This window comes from Limnospira indica PCC 8005, assembly GCF_000973065.1.
Lineage (GTDB): Bacteria > Cyanobacteriota > Cyanobacteriia > Cyanobacteriales > Microcoleaceae > Limnospira > Limnospira fusiformis.
This window is the reverse complement of the sequence record NZ_FO818640.1, coordinates 1-21,447: the sequence shown is the minus strand read 5'-3', so window position 1 is coordinate 21,447 and position 21,447 is coordinate 1. Positions and strand designations below refer to the sequence as shown.

General features: G+C 44.5%; 29 protein-coding genes. 18 read left to right on the top strand and 11 right to left on the bottom strand.

Annotated elements, in window-relative coordinates; genetic code table 11:
• Window positions 1–10 precede the first annotated feature (10 nt).
• Window positions 11–358 (top strand): hypothetical protein, encoded by a 348-nt coding sequence (locus tag XZ46_RS00110; protein ID WP_006670237.1) that lies wholly within the window; start codon window positions 11–13, stop codon window positions 356–358.
• The gene (locus XZ46_RS00105) at window positions 346–636 is read left to right on the top strand and encodes a type II toxin-antitoxin system RelE/ParE family toxin (protein ID WP_006622296.1); all 291 of its coding nucleotides are present in this window, start codon (window positions 346–348) and stop codon (window positions 634–636) included. The genes XZ46_RS00110 and XZ46_RS00105 overlap by 13 nt, the downstream gene beginning before the upstream one ends.
• Before the next feature lie 10 nt (window positions 637–646).
• Here XZ46_RS00105 and XZ46_RS00100 read toward each other — a convergent pair whose 3' ends face one another.
• Together XZ46_RS00100 and XZ46_RS00095 are read right to left on the bottom strand one after the other, a co-directional pair.
• Window positions 647–877 (bottom strand): hypothetical protein, encoded by a 231-nt coding sequence (locus tag XZ46_RS00100; RefSeq protein ID WP_008051635.1) that lies wholly within the window; start codon window positions 875–877, stop codon window positions 647–649.
• Window positions 878–1,048: 171 nt separating this feature from the next.
• The gene (locus XZ46_RS00095) at window positions 1,049–1,774 is read right to left on the bottom strand and encodes a hypothetical protein (protein ID WP_008051634.1); all 726 of its coding nucleotides are present in this window, start codon (window positions 1,772–1,774) and stop codon (window positions 1,049–1,051) included.
• A gap of 170 nt (window positions 1,775–1,944) precedes the next feature.
• On the opposite strand from XZ46_RS00095, the gene XZ46_RS34935 reads away from it, so the two are divergent.
• The 4 genes from XZ46_RS34935 to XZ46_RS33600 all read left to right on the top strand — a co-directional run bounded on the left by XZ46_RS34935 (window position 1,945) and on the right by XZ46_RS33600 (window position 3,008).
• Complete coding sequence (locus XZ46_RS34935; protein WP_162198531.1) at window positions 1,945–2,115, top strand: hypothetical protein; 171 nt, start codon at window positions 1,945–1,947, stop codon at window positions 2,113–2,115.
• A gap of 145 nt (window positions 2,116–2,260) precedes the next feature.
• Window positions 2,261–2,440, top strand: coding sequence for a hypothetical protein (locus XZ46_RS00090; protein ID WP_008051632.1), 180 nt, complete (start codon window positions 2,261–2,263; stop codon window positions 2,438–2,440).
• Window positions 2,441–2,456: 16 nt separating this feature from the next.
• A complete protein-coding gene (locus tag XZ46_RS00085) occupies window positions 2,457–2,810 on the top strand; it encodes a hypothetical protein (RefSeq protein ID WP_008051630.1) in 354 nt (117 codons plus the stop codon).
• Between the two features lie 51 nt (window positions 2,811–2,861).
• On the top strand, window positions 2,862–3,008 hold the full coding sequence (locus XZ46_RS33600) for a hypothetical protein (RefSeq protein WP_157234404.1): 147 nt from the start codon (window positions 2,862–2,864) through the stop codon (window positions 3,006–3,008).
• A 195-nt stretch (window positions 3,009–3,203) separates the two neighbouring features.
• Here XZ46_RS33600 and XZ46_RS00080 read toward each other — a convergent pair whose 3' ends face one another.
• The 3 genes from XZ46_RS00080 to XZ46_RS37415 are packed head-to-tail and all read right to left on the bottom strand — an operon-like array spanning window position 3,204 to window position 4,153.
• A complete protein-coding gene (locus tag XZ46_RS00080) occupies window positions 3,204–3,557 on the bottom strand; it encodes a XisI protein (protein ID WP_006670241.1) in 354 nt (117 codons plus the stop codon).
• Window positions 3,545–3,961 carry an element excision factor XisH family protein gene (locus XZ46_RS00075; protein WP_008051626.1) on the bottom strand — a complete coding sequence of 139 codons (417 nt, stop codon included), beginning with the start codon at window positions 3,959–3,961 and terminating at the stop codon, window positions 3,545–3,547. Before XZ46_RS00075 ends, XZ46_RS00080 begins: the two co-directional genes overlap by 13 nt.
• A gap of 57 nt (window positions 3,962–4,018) precedes the next feature.
• Window positions 4,019–4,153: a hypothetical protein gene (locus XZ46_RS37415; RefSeq protein ID WP_257720187.1), complete on the bottom strand. Its 135-nt coding sequence runs from the start codon at window positions 4,151–4,153 to the stop codon at window positions 4,019–4,021.
• Between XZ46_RS37415 and XZ46_RS00070 the strand changes: the two genes are divergently transcribed.
• From XZ46_RS00070 to XZ46_RS33590, 4 genes are all read left to right on the top strand, one after another.
• On the top strand, window positions 4,146–4,424 hold the full coding sequence (locus tag XZ46_RS00070; RefSeq protein WP_008051624.1) for a UPF0175 family protein: 279 nt from the start codon (window positions 4,146–4,148) through the stop codon (window positions 4,422–4,424). The two genes, XZ46_RS37415 and XZ46_RS00070, sit on opposite strands and share 8 nt — an antisense overlap.
• Entirely contained in the window at window positions 4,421–4,912 is a 492-nt protein-coding gene (locus XZ46_RS00065) for a PIN domain-containing protein (RefSeq protein WP_008051622.1), read from the top strand. Before XZ46_RS00070 ends, XZ46_RS00065 begins: the two co-directional genes overlap by 4 nt.
• Before the next feature lie 146 nt (window positions 4,913–5,058).
• Entirely contained in the window at window positions 5,059–5,307 is a 249-nt protein-coding gene (locus XZ46_RS33595) for a hypothetical protein (RefSeq protein WP_157234403.1), read from the top strand.
• 30 nt (window positions 5,308–5,337) lie between these two features.
• The gene (locus XZ46_RS33590; protein WP_157234402.1) at window positions 5,338–5,478 is read left to right on the top strand and encodes a hypothetical protein; all 141 of its coding nucleotides are present in this window, start codon (window positions 5,338–5,340) and stop codon (window positions 5,476–5,478) included.
• On the opposite strand, the gene XZ46_RS37720 is transcribed toward XZ46_RS33590, so the two are convergent.
• The 3 genes from XZ46_RS37720 to XZ46_RS00055 form a co-directional block, all read right to left on the bottom strand.
• Window positions 5,453–5,581, bottom strand: coding sequence for a hypothetical protein (locus XZ46_RS37720; protein ID WP_008051620.1), 129 nt, complete (start codon window positions 5,579–5,581; stop codon window positions 5,453–5,455). The two genes, XZ46_RS33590 and XZ46_RS37720, sit on opposite strands and share 26 nt — an antisense overlap.
• A gap of 205 nt (window positions 5,582–5,786) precedes the next feature.
• Window positions 5,787–6,188, bottom strand: coding sequence for a type II toxin-antitoxin system tRNA(fMet)-specific endonuclease VapC (vapC, locus tag XZ46_RS00060; RefSeq protein WP_008051618.1), 402 nt, complete (start codon window positions 6,186–6,188; stop codon window positions 5,787–5,789).
• 6 nt (window positions 6,189–6,194) lie between these two features.
• Entirely contained in the window at window positions 6,195–6,470 is a 276-nt protein-coding gene (locus tag XZ46_RS00055) for a hypothetical protein (protein WP_008051616.1), read from the bottom strand.
• Between the two features lie 121 nt (window positions 6,471–6,591).
• Here XZ46_RS00055 and XZ46_RS33585 point away from each other — a divergent pair, with 121 nt between their 5' ends.
• The gene (locus XZ46_RS33585; protein ID WP_048894865.1) at window positions 6,592–6,840 is read left to right on the top strand and encodes a hypothetical protein; all 249 of its coding nucleotides are present in this window, start codon (window positions 6,592–6,594) and stop codon (window positions 6,838–6,840) included.
• On the opposite strand, the gene XZ46_RS37410 is transcribed toward XZ46_RS33585, so the two are convergent.
• Together XZ46_RS37410 and XZ46_RS00045 are read right to left on the bottom strand one after the other, a co-directional pair.
• Window positions 6,837–6,968: a hypothetical protein gene (locus XZ46_RS37410; RefSeq protein WP_008051613.1), complete on the bottom strand. Its 132-nt coding sequence runs from the start codon at window positions 6,966–6,968 to the stop codon at window positions 6,837–6,839. The genes XZ46_RS33585 and XZ46_RS37410 overlap by 4 nt on opposite strands.
• Before the next feature lie 17 nt (window positions 6,969–6,985).
• Window positions 6,986–7,213, bottom strand: coding sequence for a hypothetical protein (locus XZ46_RS00045; RefSeq protein ID WP_157234401.1), 228 nt, complete (start codon window positions 7,211–7,213; stop codon window positions 6,986–6,988).
• Window positions 7,214–7,446: 233 nt separating this feature from the next.
• Between XZ46_RS00045 and XZ46_RS00040 the strand changes: the two genes are divergently transcribed.
• The 6 genes from XZ46_RS00040 to XZ46_RS00015 all read left to right on the top strand — a co-directional run bounded on the left by XZ46_RS00040 (window position 7,447) and on the right by XZ46_RS00015 (window position 14,153).
• Window positions 7,447–8,775 (top strand): nucleotide sugar dehydrogenase, encoded by a 1,329-nt coding sequence (locus XZ46_RS00040; RefSeq protein ID WP_008051609.1) that lies wholly within the window; start codon window positions 7,447–7,449, stop codon window positions 8,773–8,775.
• Complete coding sequence (locus XZ46_RS00035; protein WP_008051608.1) at window positions 8,772–9,716, top strand: Gfo/Idh/MocA family protein; 945 nt, start codon at window positions 8,772–8,774, stop codon at window positions 9,714–9,716. Before XZ46_RS00040 ends, XZ46_RS00035 begins: the two co-directional genes overlap by 4 nt.
• A complete protein-coding gene (locus XZ46_RS00030) occupies window positions 9,709–10,287 on the top strand; it encodes an acyltransferase (protein WP_008051606.1) in 579 nt (192 codons plus the stop codon). The genes XZ46_RS00035 and XZ46_RS00030 overlap by 8 nt, the downstream gene beginning before the upstream one ends.
• A gap of 20 nt (window positions 10,288–10,307) precedes the next feature.
• Entirely contained in the window at window positions 10,308–11,411 is a 1,104-nt protein-coding gene (locus XZ46_RS00025; RefSeq protein WP_008051604.1) for a DegT/DnrJ/EryC1/StrS family aminotransferase, read from the top strand.
• Window positions 11,412–11,472: 61 nt separating this feature from the next.
• A complete protein-coding gene (locus tag XZ46_RS00020) occupies window positions 11,473–12,972 on the top strand; it encodes a tetratricopeptide repeat-containing sulfotransferase family protein (RefSeq protein WP_008051602.1) in 1,500 nt (499 codons plus the stop codon).
• Window positions 12,973–12,995: 23 nt separating this feature from the next.
• Complete coding sequence (locus tag XZ46_RS00015) at window positions 12,996–14,153, top strand: tetratricopeptide repeat protein (protein WP_081593270.1); 1,158 nt, start codon at window positions 12,996–12,998, stop codon at window positions 14,151–14,153.
• Here the strand turns inward: XZ46_RS00015 and XZ46_RS31205 are convergent.
• The gene (locus XZ46_RS31205) at window positions 14,150–20,053 is read right to left on the bottom strand and encodes a tetratricopeptide repeat protein (protein ID WP_008051592.1); all 5,904 of its coding nucleotides are present in this window, start codon (window positions 20,051–20,053) and stop codon (window positions 14,150–14,152) included. The genes XZ46_RS00015 and XZ46_RS31205 overlap by 4 nt on opposite strands.
• Before the next feature lie 219 nt (window positions 20,054–20,272).
• Between XZ46_RS31205 and XZ46_RS00005 the strand changes: the two genes are divergently transcribed.
• Window positions 20,273–21,043, top strand: coding sequence for a hypothetical protein (locus XZ46_RS00005; protein ID WP_048894864.1), 771 nt, complete (start codon window positions 20,273–20,275; stop codon window positions 21,041–21,043).
• The last annotated feature ends 404 nt before the right edge of the window (window positions 21,044–21,447 follow it).

Sequence of the window (21,447 nt, the reverse complement as noted above, 5' to 3'; positions counted from 1 at the left end):
GTTAAATGTTATGACCGAAAATAACATCAGACAAAAAATTTTGGAACGACTCGAACCTTTGTCGGGATCACAAGTCAAACATCTGCTTTCGGAATGGCTCATTGGTGCATCCGATCGCTTGGAAGATTTTGAGGAATTGCTCAGGAAGGAATCCGATCCCGGAACTGAAGAATTGTTTGAGTATGGGGAAATCGACTCGGGATTAAACTTTCGCGGTCTGACCGAAGCGGAAATGGTTCGGCAAAGTCAATTGGCTCTCGAAACTTATCATCGTCAAGGTGTCTCAGTACCCCATGACCGCGTGCGCGAATGGGCCGATCGCTTGGGAACGGATCGGGAAGGCCCATGCCCCAGATAGTTTGGACTGAAGGCGCAGTAGACGATCTCAATCGTCATTACGATTTTTTAAAAATTAACAATGCTGACGCTGCCGCCCGGGCGGTACGAGGGATTGTCTCTTCTGCCGAAAGTTTACAGGATAATCCCCGCAGAGGTACGGCGATCGGTCAAAGTCCGGGATTGCGTAAACTCTTCGTTTCTATTGGTAAATATGGTTATGTCATTCATTACACTCTTCTGGGAGACGATGTGATTGTTTTGCGAGTCTATCACGGGCGAGAAAACCGACCTTATTAAAATTAGTAACTCATTGAGAACGGGGCTTAAATTGATCGCATGGCATCTCGGAACGACGTTCGCCCAGCGTCTCGGAACGACGTTCGCCCAGCGTCTCGGAACGAGAATCGCTTTCCTCGGATTGTTCCCGGAAGCGGCGATCGGTTTCTTGGGACTCTTCTTTGATGACTCGTTCAGTTTCCTTTTGGGCTTCTATGAGTTCCGCCAGCAGTCTCCAAACATCATCAGCATTGGTCGTCATGGGGGTTGTCCTTGGTGGTGTTTGAATTCTCCATTTTAGCAGGTCACCACTGCGCGATACGTGGCACTCCGACGCGCGCGATCGCCTGTTTCCAGAAACCCGGTTTTTTCAAAAAACCGGGTTTCTTAACGTGGCACTCCGACGCGCGCCCATGCCAACTCTGGCTCTAATTTACCATTGGCGGGGACGGAATTTATCATCATTTAAAATCACTACACTATCTCCCGACTGTGCCAATACAAATAACCCCCGACGATAGCCATAGCTGGCGACTTCTTCGGGAACCACCATTCCGGCTACGGCTCCCATGGCATGAAAATCACGATAACGGGGCATTAACCGCTTGAATTTTTCCAGTCTTTCCAGGTGTTCGTCGATGTCGGTTTCGGTGAGTTTACTTTTGACTTCCACTAATATGGCTTGGTCAGTGTTGACTACCAGCAAATCAATTTCTATGGCTTCTCCAAAGCGTGCAGCAGAGGCTCCTGCAGAGACTTGATAATCGTAAGTTCCCGGTTGTTGAAACAGTTGGATGGCGGCGGGGCGTACCTGCCATCTGATAAAGTCTCCCACGGGATCTTCTAATTTGCGTAATTGCTGCTTGAGTTTTTCATTCTGTTGTTGGATGATTCGTTCGGTTTCTCGGAAACGGCGATCGCTTTCTTCGGATTGTTCCCGGAAGCGACGATCGCTTTCTTCGGACTGTCGCTGGAGGAGTTGCTTGGTTTCCTCGAAGCGGCGATCGCTTTCTTCGGATTGTTCCCGGAAGCGGCGATCGGTTTCCCGGAAGCAACGTTCGGTTTCTTGGGACTCTTCTTTGATGACTCGTTCAGTTTCCTTTTGGGCTTCTATGAGTTCCGCCAGCAGTCTCCAAACATCATCAGCATTGGTGGTCATGGGGGTTGTCCTTGGTGGTGTTTTAATTCTCCATTTTAGCAGGTCACCACTGCGCGATACGTGGCACTCCGACTGCGCGATCGCCTGTTTCTGGAAACTTCCAGAAACCCGGTTTTTTCAAAAAACGGGGGCGGGTTTATATAGCTGCTGGTGAAGAATAATATAGGCTGTTGAACCCGCCCCTACAGGAATATGTGACCCCTGGGTGGTTGGGAAAAGCGATCGCTTGTTTCCAGAAACCCGGTTTTTTCAAAAAACCGGGTTTCTTAAATTCTGGCGCAGCCGACAATGGTTGTTTGGGGAAAGTAGGGCGGGTTTATATAGCTGCTGGTGAAGAATAATATAGGCTGTTGAACCCGCCCCTACAGGAATATGTGACCCCTGGGTGGTTGGGAAAAGCGATCGCTTGTTTCTGGAAACTTCGAGAAACCCGGTTTTTTCAAAAAACCGGGTTTCTTAAATTCTGGCGCAGCCGACAATGGTTGTTTGGGGAAAGTAGGGCGGGTTTATATAGCTGCTGGTGAAGAAGAATATAGGCTGTTGAACCCGCCCCTACAGGAATATGTGACCCCTGGGTGGTTGGGAAAAGCGATCGCTTGTTTCTGGAAACTTCCAGAAACCCGGTTTTTTCAAAAAACGGGGGCGGGTTTATATAGCTGCTGGTGAAGAATAATATAGGCTGTTGAACCCGCCCCTACAGGAATATGTGACCCCTGGGTGGTTGGGAAAGGCGATCGCTTGTTTCCAGAAACCCGGTTTTTTCAAAAAACCGGGTTTCTTAAATTCTGGCGCAGCCGACAATGGTTGTTTGGGGAAAGTAGGGCGGGTTTATATAGCTGCTGGTGAAGAAGAATATAGGCTGTTGAACCCGCCCCTACAGGAATATGTGACCCCTGGGTGGTTGGGAAAAGCGATCGCTTGTTTCTGGAAACTTCGAGAAACCCGGTTTTTTCAAAAAACCGGGTTTCTTAAATTCTGGCGCAGCCGACAATGGTTGTTTGGGGAAAGTAGGGCGGGTTTATATAGCTGCTGGTGAAGAAGAATATAGGCTGTTGAACCCGCCCCTACAGGAATATGTGACCCCTGGGTGGTTGGGAAAGGCGATCGCTTGTTTCTGGAAACTTCGAGAAACCTGGCGATCGCATTCCCGTACCCCGACACGACGCGGAAGGTGTTTGATGTGATGCCGCCGGTGCAGCCGTCCCCACAGAAGCGCGATCGCACCGGATATTGACTCCTGTAACTCAGCCGGCACTCTGTTACAGATTTTTAAAAAATTGTCAAGTGCGGATAACCGAATACTTTATTCCGGCAAACCGAATGGCGATTCGTGCTATGCGATCGCCCGAGTTGTGGGGATATCTAAACTCAAATGAGGGTGACTTACAATGTATTGTTGACACTCCGGGTCTCTTCAGAGCGGGGAGTGTCAATTCTGACAACTGACGCTGGGTATCCCAAACCCCGTATATTGTCTGACTTCTGGTTCGTGGAACCCCAAGATGATATCTTCTTTGGGAATACCAGCTTGCACCAATTCATCAGCAATTCCATCTTCGGTTTGGTCCCACTGAATCCAAACGCGATCGTCGATAATTTCCACATGAAGGAGACAGCTATGAAAGTGTTGTTGCTCTATCCATCCTTCGGATAGAATCAAATACTGACCATTTTCACCGTCAAAAGCGGCGCGATTTTTGACCGGAATATTGGCGTAATTAATCCGGGCGTAAGGCTTCATAACTTCGCAGATGATTGGGTGGTATTTGTTTAATTTATCCATCGAGTAATTTCCTCCAAGTTCGGATCGAAAACAATCAGTTTTAAATTCTGGTCTGACAGGATAATTTGACCGATTGTTTCGGCTGATAATCGTTGAAAAACTGCCTTTCTGATGGCAAGATAAAGATTTTTGTCCGAGTTCAAGTATTTGAGTATTTTGTCGTATAGATAATATTGACCCAGGGCATTTTTTAGGTCTTCTATTTCAGATTTTCCGACAAAGCTTTTAACTTCTACTGCAATTTTTACTCCCTGTTTTTCGGCGACCAAAAGTTTCTCGGCTGCCAAATCTATGAAAATATCTTTTTGACCAACTTTGAGACTGAGAGGGTCATCTGTAATTGTCCATCCATCTTTGAGCAGTGCTATTTTGACACAGTTATGATAAATATCTTTTGCCGGCATCTCATTCAACCCCACCTCATGGGTTCAGATTTTAGCACTTAGTTCGACTGTTTGTTATCAACTCCGAAAAGTTGGCAGAAACCAGATACAATGCGATCGCTCTTCGTGTAGTCGGGGCATCTTGCCTGTATAATCGGGAGTGCGATCGCCTAAATTGACCGAGTATTGCATCGGGTTCGGTGAAATGAGCATTTTCGTTGAATTTCCAGAACAGTTGTTGGTGGCTTGTCGGGAAGAACCCGAAGGGTTTAAGCGACGGGTGATGATTTTGACTTTGGGTCAACTCTATGAAGAGGGTACAATTTCTTCGGGGGTGGCGGCGGAGATTTTGGGATGCAGCCGTTTGGAGTTTTATCGTTTGATTGGCGAACGGGGATTTGCCGCGATCGACTACACCGAAGCTGAGTTTGAGGAGGAGGCGAAAACCAGTCGAGAATTAGCCGAGAAATTCAGGGATCGATGAAGGTTGTTGTCAATGGGAGGCCATTAATTGCTTTGAGTCTCATCGATCGCTTGCAACTGTTACCCCGGTTATTTGATGAGATTTTTATCCCGCCCACCGTATATCGAGAGGTGGCTATTCAGGGGGGCGATCGCCCGGGTCGCGAAGCGATTTTAACTCGAACGGGGGCGATCGTGCAAGCTCCGGCAGGGACTTCCAGTATTGAACCGTTACTTTTGGGACTCGATGCCGGAGAATTTGAAGTCATTTTGTTGAGTCGGGAACTCCAAGGGGATTGGGTCTTGATTGATGAGCGTTTGGGACGGCGGGTCGCTTTGAGTTTGGGTTTACCTGTGAAGGGAAGTTTGGGGCTTTTACTGGCTGCTGTCGGTGCAGATTTAATGACTCGGCAGGAAGCCAGGGAATCGGTTTCGGAGTTGCTTAAAAATGGCATTCGTTTGAGTTCGCAACTGATTCGGATGTTTGAATCGGAGTTGGAACGGCTGTGAATGAGTCGGGGTCGCTCCGTTTGTCGTCTCGGCATCAGACTTGGGAAATGCGATATGTGTACCCACGCTGCGCGATCGCTCCTTTTCCGGGCATCTTGCCTGTATAATCGGGAGCGTCGCACCCATCCCGTCAACCCCCAGCCCTCATGGCTCCATCGGAATTGCTGACCACAGCCGTTGTCGCGATCGCATTCCGGTACCCGGACACGACGCGGAAGGTGTTTGATGTGATGCGGCGGGTGCAGCGGTCCCCACAGAAGCGCGATCGCTCTACCCACAGACTAGGCGATCGCTCGTTTTCCCGGCATCTTGCCTGTATAATTGGCAGGGTCGCAATCCTTGGCGGAACCGGAGTTATACGGATTGAGGACTGGGGCGATCGCCACTTCTGCTAATATAGCGGCTTATGGGGGGAGTAAGGGGGGATGTCGGCTGGGAGTCGGCGGTTGGCGATCGCTTTGAGGGGTGATATAATTCGGGTTGATGCCTCCATAAATTCTTTCACCGCAGGGGGAGGTGGCAAGGTGCGATCGCATTACATCACAGCCGGCCTACCACTACCCTAGCAGGATTACTGAAATCCTGGGAAATGGGGATGGCGATCGCTTTTTGAAAACCATCCACCGCCTCTTCTAGCTGACGGCTCGGCAGCAGTTGATTACCCCTCACTAAATCCCTGACTCCCCAGAATCAAGTCTATATAGACCGGTTGGATTCACCCAGGGATTATACCATCATCAGGATATTCTGGCGAAGGATTTTAATCAACCTACAATCAACTACACTTGTCAAGTACGGATAACCGAATGCTTGATTCCGGCAAACCGAATGCTGCTGGCTCTAGGTAATGCGATCGCGGCCCTCCGTATTCGAGCTAAACTTCCCAATCTTCTATTCTCAACTCCGAGACCCGCTCAAATTCTCTTGTATTATGAGTGACCAATATTAAATGATTGACAATGGCGATCGCCGCAATCAGCAAATCATAGGGGCCGATTGGCGTTCCCAAACTTGCCAAGTTGTTTCTGATTTCTCCCGCCTTTTTTGCGGCTCTATCATCCAAAGGTAAGGAGACAAAAAAATCTAAAAATTCTTGTTGCCTTGCCAAGTTTTGCGGCGGATTTCCACTCCGCATCGCCCCATAAAATAACTCAAATTTCACCACGGAACAAACGGCGATATCTGTCGGATCGATCGCTTCTAATTTGTTCCTGAGAAGTTGCGATCGCCGATTCAAATAGATGGCGACAACGTTGGTATCTAGTAAATACAGCACTTGAATTTATCGAGTTGCGAACAGTTCTTCGGGCGGATCGTCCAATTCCGCAGAGACTCCTTCTTCATCGATGATGATGGGAGCATCCGCACAACTGCCCCAAGTTTTTTCAAAGAAATCTGACGGCCATTTTGGGTGTTTGGTTGCTTTCTCTTGCCGTGGGGGTGTCGTCGCTTGGAATAGGACCAAGACCTCGAGTTCGGTGTTCTTGACTTCGGAGGGCATCTGCACTTTTAAGATGCCATCTTCTCCGATATGGGTCGTCAAACGAATGTTTTGCATGGGGGGCGATCGCCATTTGATGGGTTACTGAGGCTTTTATTTTATCACCAACGCTTGTAGTCCGAACGTCTTGCCTGTATAATGGAGAGCGTCGCTCCCATCGTGTCAACCCCCAGCCCTCATGGCTCCATCGGAATTGCTGACGACAGCCGTTGTCGCGATCGCATTCCCGTACCCGGACACGACGCGGAAGGTGTTTGATGTGATGCGGCGGGTGCAGCGGTCCCCACAGAAGCGCGATCGCTCTACCCACAGACTAGGCGATCGCTCGTTTTCCGGGCATCTTGCCTGTATAATTGGCAGGGTCGCAATCCTGGGCGGAAGGGGAGTTATACCGATTGAGGACTGGGGCGATCGCCACTTCTGCTAATATAGGGGGTTATGGGGGGAGTAAGGGGGGATGTCGGCTGGGAGTCGGCGGTTGGCGATCGCTTTGAGGGGTGATATAATTCCGGTTGATGCCTCCATAAATTCTTTCACCGCAGGGGGAGGTGGCAAGGTGCGATCGTATTACATCACAGCCGGCCTACCACTACCCTAGCAGGATTACTGAAATCCTGGGAAATGGGGATGAAGTGCTGAAGTGCGATCGTTTTTTGATAAGCATCCACCGCCTCTTCTAGCTTACGGCTCCGCAGCAGTTGATTACCCCTTACTAAATCGCTGACCAATTTGCTGACTCCCCAGAATAAAGCAATGCCGAAACCGTCGCCCATTGTGTCACAGCCATAGAAATTTGTCAATTTGGGTAAGTATCGTGATATGATGCTGGTGTATGTCAGGGATGGGTATGGATTGGAAAGTTAGTTATAGTTATGAGGAGTAGTCAAGGAATGAGTGCGGGGGAGTTGCTGAGACAGGCTAATCAGTTAAAACGGTCTGGGAAGTTGGATGAGGCAATTCTCGTTCCGAGACGCTAGGCGATTCTCGTTCCGAGACGCTAGGCGATCGCATTAGGTATTTAACTAGCAATTCAATGAATCATATAAATGGGTCTTTAGAATCAATAAAAGATAAGATAAAAAATCACACGGCTGCCGTCTCTGTGGTAGGTTTGGGATATGTGGGTTTGCCTTTTGCTGTTGAAAAAGCTAAAGTGGGTTTTTCGGTCTTTGGTATTGAACAAAATCCCATCAGAGCCGAGAAAGTTAACCGGGCAGAAAACTATATTAGTGATGTCAAAGATGAAGAATTAAAGCAGGTTGTCGCTAGTGGTAAATTGAAGGCAGTAACTAATTTTGATCAAGTCGCTGACTCTGATGCTGTTGTTATTTGTGTTCCCACCCCGTTAACTAAGAATTTAACCCCGAACTTGAGTTACATTGAATCAGTAACCCGGGAGATAGCGAATCACTTACGACCCGGACAGTTAATCACTCTTGAATCTACCACTTATCCCGGTACGACTGATGAGGTGATGAAGCCAATTTTGGAAGAAGTGAGTGGCTTAAAGCAAGGGGAAGATTTCTTTCTGGCTCATTCTCCTGAACGGGTGGACCCTGGCAATAAACGTTATACAACCCATAACACTAATAAGGTGGTTGGGGCATCCGATGCTAATTCGTTGGATGTTGCGGTTTTATTTTATCAGCAAACTATCCTTGATGTTGTACCTGTCAGCAGTGCTAAGGCGGCTGAATTGGTCAAGGTTTTTGAGAATACTTTTAGGGCGGTTAACATTGCCTTAGTTAATGAGTTAGCTTTGTTGTGCGATCGCCTGAACCTCAATGTTTGGGAAGTGCTAGACGCAGCGAATACTAAACCTTTCGGAATTATGCCCTTTTATCCTGGCCCCGGAGTGGGGGGACATTGTATTCCTTTAGACCCTCACTATTTAGAGTGGAAAGCCAAAGAATTTAATTTCAACACCCATTTTATTGCTTTGGCTGGAGAGGTAAATCGGAAAATGCCTGAGTTTGTCAGGACAAAAACTTGGCGACTTCTGAACCAGAAGGGTATCGCACCAAGTAAATCTCAAGTTTTGGTGATGGGGGTGGCTTACAAAAAAGATTTGGGAGATTGGCGAGAGTCCCCCTCCGTTGAGGTGGTTGAGTTATTGTTGAAAGATGGAGTTGATATTAGCTATTATGACCCCTATATTCCAGAGTTTTCCATTGGAGACCACAAGTTGGCTTCAGTGGAACTAACAGATGACACAATTGGAGCCGCCGATTTGGTGTTAATTGCCACAGACCATAGTCAGATTGATTATGTAAATTTGGTGGAAAAGGCTCAACTGGTTCTCGATACTAGGGGTGTAACTCGGCATTTAGACTGTAATCAAGGCAAGGTGGTTTTATTGTGAATCAAGTAATCGTTGTGGGTGCGGGAAATTGGGGTCAAAATTTGGTTCGCAATTTTCATGAGTTAAATGCCTTGGCTGGGGTGGTTGAATTAGATGCCAATTTGCGGGAAAAAGTCGCTGCTAAATACCCTGGTGTGTCTTTGTATGAAGATTATCAACAAGCCTTGTCAACAGATGTGTCTGCATTGGTTTTGGCGACTCCGGCTCCAAGTCACTATAAGCTGGCGATGATGGCTTTGGAGGGGGGTAAGGATGTGTTTGTGGAAAAGCCGATGACTTTGCGGACTCATGAGGCGCAAAGTTTGACTGAGTACGCCGATAGGGAGTCTCGAATTTTAATGGTGGGTCATTTGTTGCTTTATCAACCTGCGATTACTTGGATGCGGGATTATTTGGCCACGGGTAAGGCTGGGAATGTGCTTCATGTGGCGACTCAGAGGGTGAAGTTGGGGAAAGTGCGTCGGGAGGAAAATGTCTGGTGGTCTTTTGCTCCCCATGATATTTCCGTGATTTTGGAGTTGTTGGGGAAACCCCAGTTACAAGGGGTGACCGCCAGTGGTCATGCTATGTTACAACCTGGGATTGAGGATAATGTTCATGTGGATTTAGTTTTTGCGGGGGGGAAAACTGCTCACGTTCATTGTTCCTGGTATTGGCCCCTTTTGGCTAGAAATACGGTCATCATTGGCGATAAGCAGATGTTGGTTTATGATGAGGTCTTGCAAAAAATCACCATTTATGATAAAGGGGTTGATGAAAATTTGCATAATCGAGATGGTGGCAGCGAGGTGGTGGAGGTGGCAGACTCTCAGCCTTTGAAGATTGAGTGTCAGCATTTTCTGGACTGCGTGAACACTCGTCAACGTCCCCTATCTGATGGTTGGAATGGGGTGGCTGTGGTGGAAATTTTGGAAAAGGCTACGGAGGGGTTAAATGGCTGATTATTTTGTCCATGAGTCGGCTTATGTGGATGATGGGGCTTATGTGGGAGAAGGCACTAAGATTTGGCATTTTTGTCATGTGATGAGCAAAGCCAAAATTGGTAAAAACTGTTCTTTGGGGCAGAATGTTCTTGTAGCCAATAATGTAGTGATTGGCAATGGCTGCAAGATTCAGAATAATGTCTCTCTCTATGAGGGGGTGATTCTGGAGGATTATGTGTTTTGCGGACCTAGTATGGTGTTTACCAATATTAAAACCCCTCGTTCTGAGTTTCCCCGCAATACCAGTAATGATTATTTGACGACTTTAATTAAGCGGGGGTCGAGTATTGGGGCGAATGCGACGATTGTTTGTGGGGTTACATTGCATGAATGTGCTTTTGTGGCGGCGGGGGCAGTGGTGACAAAGGATGTTCCAGCATTCGGAATGGTGGCGGGAGTACCTGCTAAATTAATCGGTTGGATGAGTGCCTATGGGGATGTGTTAGAGTTTGATGCTGAGGGGTACGCGGTTGATTCCATTGGGGTGAACTATCGAAAAATTTCGGCTGTGGAAATTGAACAAGTTTAAAGTGAGGAGATTTGGGGACAATGAGTCAGACTAAGATTCCGGTTTTGGATTTAAAGCCACAATACGAAAGTATTAAAGGGGAGATTCAGACGGCTATCAATCGGGTGATTGAGTCGGGTCAGTTTATTATGGGGCCTGATGTTAAGGCGTTTGAACAGGAGGTGGCGGCTTATCTGGGGGTTAAGTATGCCATTGGGGTGAATTCGGGTACGGATGCCTTGGTGATTGGTTTGCGAGCCGCAGGGATTGGAGAAGGGGATGAGGTGATTACCACTCCTTTTTCGTTTTTTGCAACGGCAGAATCGATTAGCAATGTCGGGGCGAAGGTGGTGTTTGCGGATATTGACGGGAGTACCTACAACATTGACCCCCAACAGATTCGGGATAAGATTAGTTCTCGGACTAAGGCGATTATACCTGTGCATTTGTATGGGCAACCTGCGGCTATGGGACAAATTATGGAGATAGCCCAGGAGTACGGGTTGAGAGTGATTGAGGATTGCGCTCAGTCCTTTGGGGCGAGGTATGATGGTCAGGCTGTGGGTACGATTGGTGATGTGGGGGCTTTTTCGTTTTTCCCGTCTAAGAATTTGGGTGGTTATGGTGATGGGGGAATGATTGTCACCGATGATGAGCAAATTGCTGAAGTCGCTGGGATGTTGCGGGTACATGGAGCGAAAAAGAAATATCATAATGAGGTGTTAGGCTATAATTCCCGGTTAGATACGATTCAGGCTGCGATTCTACGGGTGAAGTTGCAGTATATTGATAAGTGGAATCAGGGTCGGCGTAGGGTGGCTGTGGTTTATAATCGGTTGTTGGCGGATGTGGAGGGTGTGGTGACTCCGGGTTTAGCAGAAGGTCATGTGTTTCACCAGTACACAGTGCGGGTGACTGGCGGGAAGCGCGATGGGGTGAAAGATTATTTGACAGAGCAGGGGATTGGAAGTATGATATATTATCCTATACCCCAAGACCAGTTGCCTGTTTATAAAGGGCAGTATGAGGCTTGTCCGGTGAGTGATTTGGCGGCGCAGGAGGTTTTGAGTTTACCGATTTGGCCGGAGTTGGAGGAAGATGCGATCGAGAAGGTGGTTGATGTGTTGGAAGAAGGACTGAGTTAGGTGTAACTAAAGAAAAAAATGGAGGGTGCAAAAACTATCTTAATGTAAAATATTTACCATTATGGCTCAAAAGGGTTTTATAAACAAGGCAAATCAATTAAAGAAAGAAAGAAAATTTGATGAAGCTATTGTTGAATATCAAAATCTAATCACAAGCAATACTAATTTCTCATGGGGATATATTAGCTTGGGCGAAATAATGAGTAGTCAAGATAGGCTAGATGAAGCCGTATTGCTCTTTAAAAAATCCCTAAGTATAAATCCTAATTCGCCTTATGTATATTATCAACTTAGCCTAGTATTAGACAAGCAGAATAAGATCGCAGAAGCGATTTCCGTGGCTAAAATATCTTTAAATCTCAAGCCGGATAGTTGGATTTTAAATAATACTTATGGCTGGCTTTTGCTTAAACGGGGGTACATTTATACTGCTGTTTCTTATCTCCAGAAAGGTATAGAACTCAATCCCAACTTTTTTTGGCTGCATTACAACTTGGGAGACGCATATCTTAGGCAACAACGCTTGAGTGACGCAATTAATTCTGTGCAACAGGCTATTGCTCTAAATCCCTTGTCTTCAGATGCTCACAATAAGCTAGGAGAGGTGTTATTAGAAAAAGGGGAAATTACCAAGGCAATCGCTTGTTTTCATAAAGCGATCGCCATCAACCCTAATTCCGCTTGGTATTATCAAAATCTAGGAAATGCCGTAGCTCAAACGGGGAGTTTTAAGCAATCAAGAGCTTGCTACACAAGGGCAATTCAGATTAATCCCAATGAAGTGAAGCGTTACCATGATTCCTTATTCATTAAGCCATGCACTTCAAAAGACATGGTTAAAAAACCAGTTTTTATAGTCGGTTGTGGTCATAGTGGAACTTCAATTCTGTTAGCTATTTTGGGTGATCATCCCTCGTTTCACCCGATTCCCAAGGAAAGTAATCTTTTTATGAAAAGCGATCATGAAATAAGAGCCAGTCTTAATCAGTGGGATAGGCAATGTAGAGAAGCTGGTAAAAAGCGTTGGATTGAAAAGACACCAACACATATTTTTCAGATTGGAAAACTCTCTTTATATAGGCCAGAATCTCAATTTATAATAATGCTAAGAGATGGTAGAGATGTTGTTTGTTCTCTGAAAGCCAGAATTCCGAATGCTCTCTTCTCTACGATGGTTGACAGGTGGATATATGACAATTTAGCAGGTCTTCAATATTGGAATAATTCTATGGTAAAAGTAGTCAGGTATGAAAATTTAGTTGCTAATCCACAGGAAATTTTAAAAGATGTCTGTGAATTTTTGCAAGAAGAGTATACTCCAAGTATGCTAGATTATCATAAGACACCTAGGTTTTGGTACAGTGATAAAATTCAAGAACCTGAAACTCACATTGGTCAGGATGTTCATACTCAATTAAGGAACTGGCAAATTAATCAGCCAATTTTTGATGGTAGAGGAAAGTGGAAAACAGAAATGACTGAAGAAGAAAAAGCAATATTTAAAGAGAAAGCACAAAAATACTTAGAACAATTTGGATATGTAGAGAATGATAGTTGGTAATGTGTCTCTAATCAGTAAAGATCGTGAACTTTAGTTATATCAAAAAAGCAACTCAACTTGAGAGGATAGGGAAGCAAGATGAAGCAATTGCTATGTATAGGAAAGCTATTGAATTGAACCCAACCTTCTCTTGGTATTATCACTGTCTAGCATCACTTCTTATCAAAAAGAAGTGTTATGATGAAGCAATTTTTTATCTGAGTAGAGCCTGTGAAATAAATCCTTACTCTGCTTGTCACAATTATATGTTAACTCAAGCTTTAAGTCTAAAAAATAGTCTGTCTTTATATCAGGCAATCCCTTGCTCCAGAAATCCTATCATATACCCAAAAATGCCTGGGTTGTCCAATGAAGACTCTATTAACATCAACGGGCCATCCTTAATTCGTGTACCCGGTTGGATAAAAAATCCCCTCGGTCGCTATTATCTTTACTTTGCTCATCACAAAGGCTCATATATTCGTCTTGCTTATGCTGATAACATTGAAGGCCCCTATACCATTTATGAACCTGGAACTTTAAGACTCAATCAGACTGTTTGTCGTAGTCACATTGCTTCTCCAGATGTTCATATTCATGAAGATACGCAATCAATTAGAATGTATTTTCATGGTGATTGTTACGATCGCAAAGGTCAATATACTTTTTTAGCAAAATCACAAGATGGTTTAAATTTTACTTCGCTGCCAGAAGTTTTAGGACCTTTTTACTTTCGAGTTTTTTGGTATGATGAATATTATTATGCGATCGCTCTTTCAGCAGTTCCAACAGTAAATGCTGTGTTGTTACGCTCCAAGGATGGTACTACTAATTTTGAAAAAGGTAAAAATATTATTCCTAATTGTAGACATACGGCTGCATTGTTATCGGGTGATACTTTGACTATATTTTTTAGTCGAATTGGCGACTCACCGGAGTCTATTTTGAGCAGCAAAATGAATTTAACTCAAAATTGGCTAGAGTGGGAAGCATCAGAACCTATCTTAGTTAAACAACCAGAATATGATTATGAAGGAGCAAGCTTGCCAGTTGAACCATCAAAGGCAGGTCTTGCTAAAACTTTTGTTAGACAGCTTAGAGATCCTGCTATCTTTAAAGAAAAAGGTAAAATTTATTTACTTTATACAGTAGGAGGAGAATCGGGTATTGCTATCTCTGAGTTAGTTGATTATGATGCTTAATAAAAATGAAAAATCAAATTTTTCATGTAGTTATACAAATTCTGATCGGTTATTAACTGGCTGGTTGCCAAAAAATCCTCTAACTTACTAATATTGCTGTCACTTTTAATGTCACAAGCTATACCAACCCCTTTGATACGAAAATAGTTACTACTAATATTAATACTTTGTGATAATGATTGAATTCTTTTCATCATACTTCTATCAAGAGCTTTATTTAGATCATCTTCCCATAGTTGATAGTTCAAATTTTCTAGGATTCTTTTGGACAAGCACCTTCCCATACCAATAGATTCCCCAAATCTCTTGTGTTTTTTCGGATATCCCCCCCAGTAATATGCTTTTAATTGTTTTATATCAAAGAGGTAAACATCTAACATACCAATTACATCAAAATTTTTATCCATATTTTCATGGTAGAGCCTAAAAACATTATTGTCTATAATATCGTCAGACCCTAAAATAAAAACGTAATCAAAGTCAATTTCTCTGAGCATTTTACATCCAAAATTCCACTTGTTTGATAATGGTTGATTGCTGTAATTATAGTATTCAAATCTTTCATCATCAGCAAATAGCTCTCTGTTACTGTTTTCACTATCTATTATAACATTTTTGAAAATATATTTTTTCTGGAAGCAGTTTTCTAAATTAATCAAGTTTTGTTTGTAAATTTCACTAACCTTAGTTCTTCCAAATGTACAGGTTAAAAAAACAACTCTTTTTATAGTAGTTATTCGAGTTGCATCAAAATTGGCAATCAATTGATTTTGAATTTGATCATTGTTTTGCGATTTTCTATAAATTGTTTGATTTTGATCAAATTTATTACTGTATTTAATCCAGCCGGCTTTATGAGGAACAACTCGTATAGGGATATCGTTTTCTTTCGCATATAATCCAACCCAAATATCCGCCATATTTGGAGTTTTTAAATATCCAAAATTTATTTTAACTGTATTTGTATGAAATGCCATAACACCAGTGCCTCCAATATGTATAAATTCTTCTGAAGCCACATCATCTAAACATCTATATACTGAAAGATGATCTTTGTAATATGATTTAGGGTTTGGTTTCAAAATTCTGCCGTGACAAGTAACGATAATTCTGTTCTCATATTTTTTAAGAGCATTGATCATAATCGATACATAGTCACTTGGATAAATCAAATCATCATCGATAGAAAAATAATAGCAGTTTGGGTAATGATCAACTCTATAAAATTTTCCGGCATCTCCCATATCTATCTTTGTATCTAATGAGCTAAATATTTCTATTTTTTGATGATTTAAAAAATCAAACTTCTCTTTATATCCATTTTGGTATACAAGTAACTGATCAACTTGAGGCAGTATTGATTCTACAGTATCTTTTAAGGCATCTTTCCTTTCCAGTAACGATGCTACTCCAGCAACTACCATATTAAATGAAGATTTTCTGAAAAAACCTTGCTCGTTAGTTTTATCAAAACTGATGGTTATTTGATTTTCAACCGGATTTTCTAAATAAAAATTATTCCGACTCTTCATCTGCATATGTTTTTGTTGAAATTGCTCTACATAAGCCATTCTTCTTTGTGAATCATCAGGATTGCTTGCTGTCAAATTGTTTTGCCCAAAATAAGCTATTGTAAGAACCTTTGGAACATTCACTGTTTTTGTACTTCCATAGCAACTGATAAATCTTTTAATATACTCAGTATCACCTCCGAATCTGGTATCATCATAATACCCAAGATTTTGAAAGACTTGCTTTGAGTATATTACTGTTGAGTCTCCTCTAGTTGCCGATTTAATTTGTATTTTAGTAACATAATTAACTCGTGCATATCCAGCACTACAAGCTAAATAATTTTTTTGTTTAAGTTCTCTTAATTGTATATCTATTTTTTCTGGAAACATTAAATCATCAGCACCATGTATAGTAAAAAAATCAAAGTTTAAATTTTTTGCAAAATGCAAACCATAATTGATAGCATTGTAAGTACCCAAGTTTTTGGGAGTTTTTAAAACTCTAATATTAATATATTTTTCTTCTTCTATTTTTAAGATTTTAAAAGTTTGATCACTGCTACAATCATCAATAACTATAATCTCTATTGATTTATAAGTTTGATTTAATACAGAATATATAGAGTCTTGTATTGTTAACTCAGCATTGTAAGCTGGGATGAGAACTAAAACCACATCACTATTTTGATTTTTTGGGTTTGATTTGTATAAAACACGACTTAGATTAAAATGACTCCACGCTAACTCCGAGTTTAACTTTATGGCCTGCCGATAAGCTGAAATCGCTTCATTCCAACATTCCAATGTTTGCAAAACATCTCCCATAAGCTGCCAAATAGCAGCCGATTCAGGATGTAACTTTACTGCATTCTTTAACTCGACAACTATCTGTTTATAAAGATCCAACTCATTTGCATCACCTAAATGGTTTGGTTTTTCCTCACCAGACAAGCGCAAAGTCATAGCTTGCCGATAAGTCGTAATCCCATCTTCCCACCGACTCAACTCCATCAAAACTTGACCCATGCCAAAATAACCATCCGCACCTCCATTCAAGCAAATCGCCTGTTCATAAAAAGTCAAGGCTTCATGCCAAAGTTTTTGTTCAGACTTCAATTTAGCCAAATGCAAATACTCATCAACCTGATCTAAGGTAATGTTTTTACCATTAGTATTCTGGCGATCGCTTTGTTCATTGTTTTGTTGGTTGCTGGGACTGCTTGCATCAGCGATTATCAAAGGATTAAGTTTACGCTCTTCCGGGTTCATCATACTATCATGGTCTCCATGAGAGATTAAATACTCAGAAACCTGGTAGAGAGAAAAGCCTAAACGATGTAATTTTTGAGATATCTGTTGTCCCACTCCAGAGGATAAATTAGGGTCTTTGCTCCACCGAGATAAGCTAATCGGTTGAATGCGATAATCAAGAGCTTCTAAAAAACTTCGCTCGAATAGCATCAACATATCAACCCATTGAGTTTTAAATACTTCTACTTCACCAAATTGACATTTGACACGCTCAAAGCCCGTCCAACATTGAGTCCGATGATCCAATCCCAAATTTAAGACTATTTTCCGGGGATCGGAAATTGCATACCACTGAGAAACTACTTTCTGAAAAAAGCCAGGACAGATTTCTATGTCATCTGGCATATAGATGAATAAATCTGCATTTTGTTTAGAAAGGGACTTAAATATATGATTAACTAATTGCCAATACTGATTTTTTCCATAATTATTATATCTGTGAACAGCTAAACTTGCTAGATTGGGATAATCCGTGGCATTTTCTACCACAGGGTCTTGACTGCCATCATCAAACACATCTACCGATATATCATAGTTGTCCGCTTCTCGGTCGATATTGGCTAACAATCGCCTCAGAAAAATATGTCTGTTAAATGATGGAATAACAATTTTGATAGAAGTTTTTAAGCGTTCTATTGCTTCTATATCTGAATTCTGTTTTCCTAACCCCAAGACAACCGACTCCACAACAGGCAACCCCTGCAACAACAAACCCAACCCCAGCGACAACCCACAACTCCGCACCGCCAAAACCTCAGCCACCACAGTCGCCAACAACTCCCCAGCCTCAGCCTCCCCAGACTCAGACCCATCCAACTCCCGAACTTTGTCAAACTCCCGCGCCAGACCCAAAGCAATGCCAGTCCATTCCTGACTGTCCAAATCTCTCTGAGGCGGCAACTCCCGCAAATCCACGGCCGCCTCAGCCTGGACAAACGTCAACTCCTCATCATCAATATCCACAATCACCCGCGCATCCCACAGTAGCTTATAGAATAGCCCCAAAATCAGATTCGGCATCCGAGGCTTCGACAAATGCAGCACCTCATAGGGATGCGCCCAAACCAGACCCAAAGCCTGCTCAATAAACCGTCCCTCATCCTCAACCCGTATCGTATGACAAGGAATCTCGCTCCCCCGAATCGGCTCCCACACCTGCCCCCCGTACTTAGGAAACAGACAGCCAATCAACTCCACCTCAGCAAAACCCCCATACAACTGCGCCAAAGTATAGGCACGTCCCGCAGCATTATGGGACAACTCCCAACCGCACACCCCCACCCGAGGACGCTCCTTCCCAGCATCCGCTGCCATTACCAATCGGCCGTGATGATGACCCACCGCATCCACCAAAACCCCCTCGTCCGACTCATCCCCATGCCAAAGCCCCACCAGCCCCGGTTCTTCCCCCGTCAGACCTTCACACATTCCCTCGCGAATCTCATCCCCACTCCTAGCCCGATTCCACAGGCGCACCTCCGACAACTTGCCATCCTGAAACCGCTGCCATTGGGTACTTGCCATCAACCGCACCGGAGCCTCAGTCCCCACAGCCTCCGACTCCCCGCTCCAATCCGCCTCTCGCCGGAGAACCCCATTAAAATAAATGCGCCCATACTGCCCCACCTTCCGCACGCAAGCCACATGAACCCACTCATGCAGCCTGATATCCTCTTGGGGAACCCAGTTAATCGGTTTCGCAAAAGCCTCCCCCTTGCCATAATACCACTGACCCTTCTGGTCATCCTTCAACCGAAAGCAGAACTCATTTTGCTCGTCGCTGACAAACTTAGAGATAATATCCGTCCAACTCTTCGGCCAATCTCTCAAATACAGCCAAAACTCGACCGTCAAATCCCCGGTAATACTCAACTCCTGACTGTGGTCAATTTCCCCATGAGTCTTCTTCTGGGGTCGAAAATCCACCACCGGACACCGACCCGACCCCGGAGCCACCCGCCAATATTCTCCCCATTGGGCGGCAGCTTCTGTCCAGCGACCCAATCCCATCAAAGCCAAAGCCAACCGCCGTCGCCAATGAGCCGCCCCCGGATAGCGCTCCAGCAGCCACTTCCAATGCTCGACCACCTCTGACCAGCGACCCAACTCCACCAAAGTCTCAGCCAAAAGCCGATGCACCTCGGGCGCTTCCACCCCCAATTTCACCGCCCGTCGCCACTCCACCACGGCTTCAACGGGACGTTCCAACTCGGCCAAAGCCCGTCCCAAACCCAAGGAAGCCGGACCGCACTCCCCAAACTCCAGGACCACTTGGCGATACTGGTCTACCGCCTCCGTCGGGCGCCCCAACTTCTCCAAAACTGCAGCGACAGCCAAGGCAGAGTCAACCCCCGGACTCAACTCCCCACAGCGACGATAGAACCCCAAAGCGTCCTGAAGCTGGTCTCGTCCCTGGCACAATTTCCCCAGATAAAAATAGGCTTCCCCCTGGTCTGGTTGCAACTCCAGAGTCCGCCGCAAACAACCCTCCGCCCGGTCGAGGTCTGTTCCCCCCTCCACCAAAGCCACCCCCAAAGCCAACTGCAATTGGGGGTCATCACCCTGAAAATCCACGGCACGCTGCAAATAACCCGCAGCCTCCTGAAATCGTCGGTGGCGGCGCAACAGGTAGCCCAACTGTAAGTTAAATTCTGCCACCCCCGGCTTCAAAGCTACGGCTTTCCGATAGGCTTCCATAGCGGCTTCCCAATGCTGTTGGTGAACCAAAGCTTGACCCAAGGGCAAATAAAACTTATAATAATCTGGCTTTAATTCCCGGCCCTGATTTAATACTTCTATAGCGTCATCCCAACGTTCGGACTTGACCAAAGCCACCCCGAGGCGATAGTAGCAGAGATAATTGGAACCGAGAGAAATAGCTTGTCGATATGCGGACACAGCCTCTTCCCAGTCCTCCAACTGAGTGAGAGCCTCTCCCAAATAGTAGTGATGCCAGGAGAGGTCTGGCGTTAACTCAATACCCCGGCGATACTCAGCTACGGCTTCTTGAATTTTCCCTTGTTTGATGAGTTTATTGGCGATTTCGAGGCTAGAGTTATCGACAGTGCTGGTCATACGGGGACACGAAATTAATTACCAAACCATCTGCCATTATATCATAGGGTTTGGCGATTGGCAAGAAATTTACAGATGATTTTAGGCGAGGTTTGGGAAGGCGATCGCTTGTTTCTGGAAACGGGGTTTTTTCAAAAAACGGGGGCGGGTTTATATAGCTGCTGGTGAAGAAGAATATAGGCTGTTGAACCCGCCCCTACAGGAATATGTGACCCCTGGGTGGTTGGGAAAGGCGATCGCTTGTTTCGGGAAACGGGGTTTTTCAAAAAACCGGGGCGGGTTTATATAGCTGCTGGTGAAGAAGAATATAGGCTGTTGAACCCGCCCCTACAGGAATATGTGACCCCTGGGTGGTTGGGAAAGGCGATCGCTTGTTTCGGGAAACGGGGTTTTTTCAAAAAACGGGGGCGGGTTTATATAGCTGCTGGTGAAGAAGAATATAGGCTGTTGAACCCGCCCCTACAGGAATATGTGACCCCTGGGTGGTTGGGAAAGGCGATCGCTTGTTTCTGGAAACGGGGTTTTTTCAAAAAACCGGGTTTCTTAAATTCTGGCGCAGCCGACAATGGTTGTTTGGGGAAAGTAGGGCGGGTTTATATAGCTGCTGGTGAAGAAGAATATAGGCTGTTGAACCCGCCCCTACAGGAATATGTGACCCCTGGGTGGTTGGGAAAAGCGATCGCTTGTTTCTGGAAACGGGGTTTTTTCAAAAAACCGGGGCGGGTTTATATAGCTGCTGGTGAAGAAGAATATAGGCTGTTGAACCCGCCCCTACAGGGGTATGTGACCCCTGGGTGGTTGGGAAAGGCGATCGCTTTGTTTCTGGAAACGGGGTTTTTTCAAAAAACGGGGGGGGGTTTTTATATGCTTGTGGGGAAAAAAGAATTTTGGGGTGTTGAACCCCGCCCCTTACAGGAATATGTTTATCCCCCCCCCTCTTTGGACAAGCGAACCCCCGGGGGCAAAATAAGAAAAGGTGTGGAATATTAGGATTTTCCGGAAAACCAACACGTGTATTTCCTACTTCTGGACACCATTCACACCCTTGGGATTATGTGTGCAATAAGTTAGGACTTGTTTTTTTGTTTAATTTATAAGTGCTCAAAAAAATATTAATATTCACCTGATATAACATCCTCCTTTCTCCTAGATCCAATGGTGAGTATATGCAATGTCTTGTGAGATGATGCTTTTGTTTGGAAAAGTGACTTGATGTCTCTTATGGTGTATTTTTGTTGTGTTGATACCTGTAGTTGTTATTTTTCTTTCTACACAAAAACTTTCTCTTCTCTTTTATCATAGGTGATTTTGTCTCTTTATATACTACAAATATATTCTTCCCGTTCTATTTGATTTGAAGCGTTGAGTATGAGAGCCATTTAAGGATAATATGA

Excerpts from the sequence above, each read along its gene's own strand:
- XZ46_RS00110 (WP_006670237.1), top strand. The coding sequence starts at position 11 with ATGACCGAAAATAACATCAGACAAAAAATTTTGGAACGACTCGAACCT.
- XZ46_RS00105 (WP_006622296.1), top strand. The coding sequence starts at position 346 with ATGCCCCAGATAGTTTGGACTGAAGGCGCAGTAGACGATCTCAATCGT.
- XZ46_RS00100 (WP_008051635.1), bottom strand. The coding sequence starts at position 877 with ATGACGACCAATGCTGATGATGTTTGGAGACTGCTGGCGGAACTCATA.
- XZ46_RS00095 (WP_008051634.1), bottom strand. The coding sequence starts at position 1,774 with ATGACCACCAATGCTGATGATGTTTGGAGACTGCTGGCGGAACTCATA.
- XZ46_RS00080 (WP_006670241.1), bottom strand. The coding sequence starts at position 3,557 with ATGGATAAATTAAACAAATACCACCCAATCATCTGCGAAGTTATGAAG.
- XZ46_RS00075 (WP_008051626.1), bottom strand. The coding sequence starts at position 3,961 with ATGCCGGCAAAAGATATTTATCATAACTGTGTCAAAATAGCACTGCTC.
- XZ46_RS00070 (WP_008051624.1), top strand. The coding sequence starts at position 4,146 with ATGAGCATTTTCGTTGAATTTCCAGAACAGTTGTTGGTGGCTTGTCGG.
- XZ46_RS37415 (WP_257720187.1), bottom strand. The coding sequence starts at position 4,153 with ATGCTCATTTCACCGAACCCGATGCAATACTCGGTCAATTTAGGCGAT.
- XZ46_RS00065 (WP_008051622.1), top strand. The coding sequence starts at position 4,421 with ATGAAGGTTGTTGTCAATGGGAGGCCATTAATTGCTTTGAGTCTCATC.
- XZ46_RS33595 (WP_157234403.1), top strand. The coding sequence starts at position 5,059 with ATGGCTCCATCGGAATTGCTGACCACAGCCGTTGTCGCGATCGCATTC.
- XZ46_RS33590 (WP_157234402.1), top strand. The coding sequence starts at position 5,338 with ATGTCGGCTGGGAGTCGGCGGTTGGCGATCGCTTTGAGGGGTGATATA.
- XZ46_RS00055 (WP_008051616.1), bottom strand. The coding sequence starts at position 6,470 with ATGCAAAACATTCGTTTGACGACCCATATCGGAGAAGATGGCATCTTA.
- XZ46_RS33585 (WP_048894865.1), top strand. The coding sequence starts at position 6,592 with ATGGCTCCATCGGAATTGCTGACGACAGCCGTTGTCGCGATCGCATTC.
- XZ46_RS00040 (WP_008051609.1), top strand. The coding sequence starts at position 7,447 with ATGAATCATATAAATGGGTCTTTAGAATCAATAAAAGATAAGATAAAA.
- XZ46_RS00030 (WP_008051606.1), top strand. The coding sequence starts at position 9,709 with ATGGCTGATTATTTTGTCCATGAGTCGGCTTATGTGGATGATGGGGCT.
- XZ46_RS00025 (WP_008051604.1), top strand. The coding sequence starts at position 10,308 with ATGAGTCAGACTAAGATTCCGGTTTTGGATTTAAAGCCACAATACGAA.
- XZ46_RS00020 (WP_008051602.1), top strand. The coding sequence starts at position 11,473 with ATGGCTCAAAAGGGTTTTATAAACAAGGCAAATCAATTAAAGAAAGAA.
- XZ46_RS31205 (WP_008051592.1), bottom strand. The coding sequence starts at position 20,053 with ATGACCAGCACTGTCGATAACTCTAGCCTCGAAATCGCCAATAAACTC.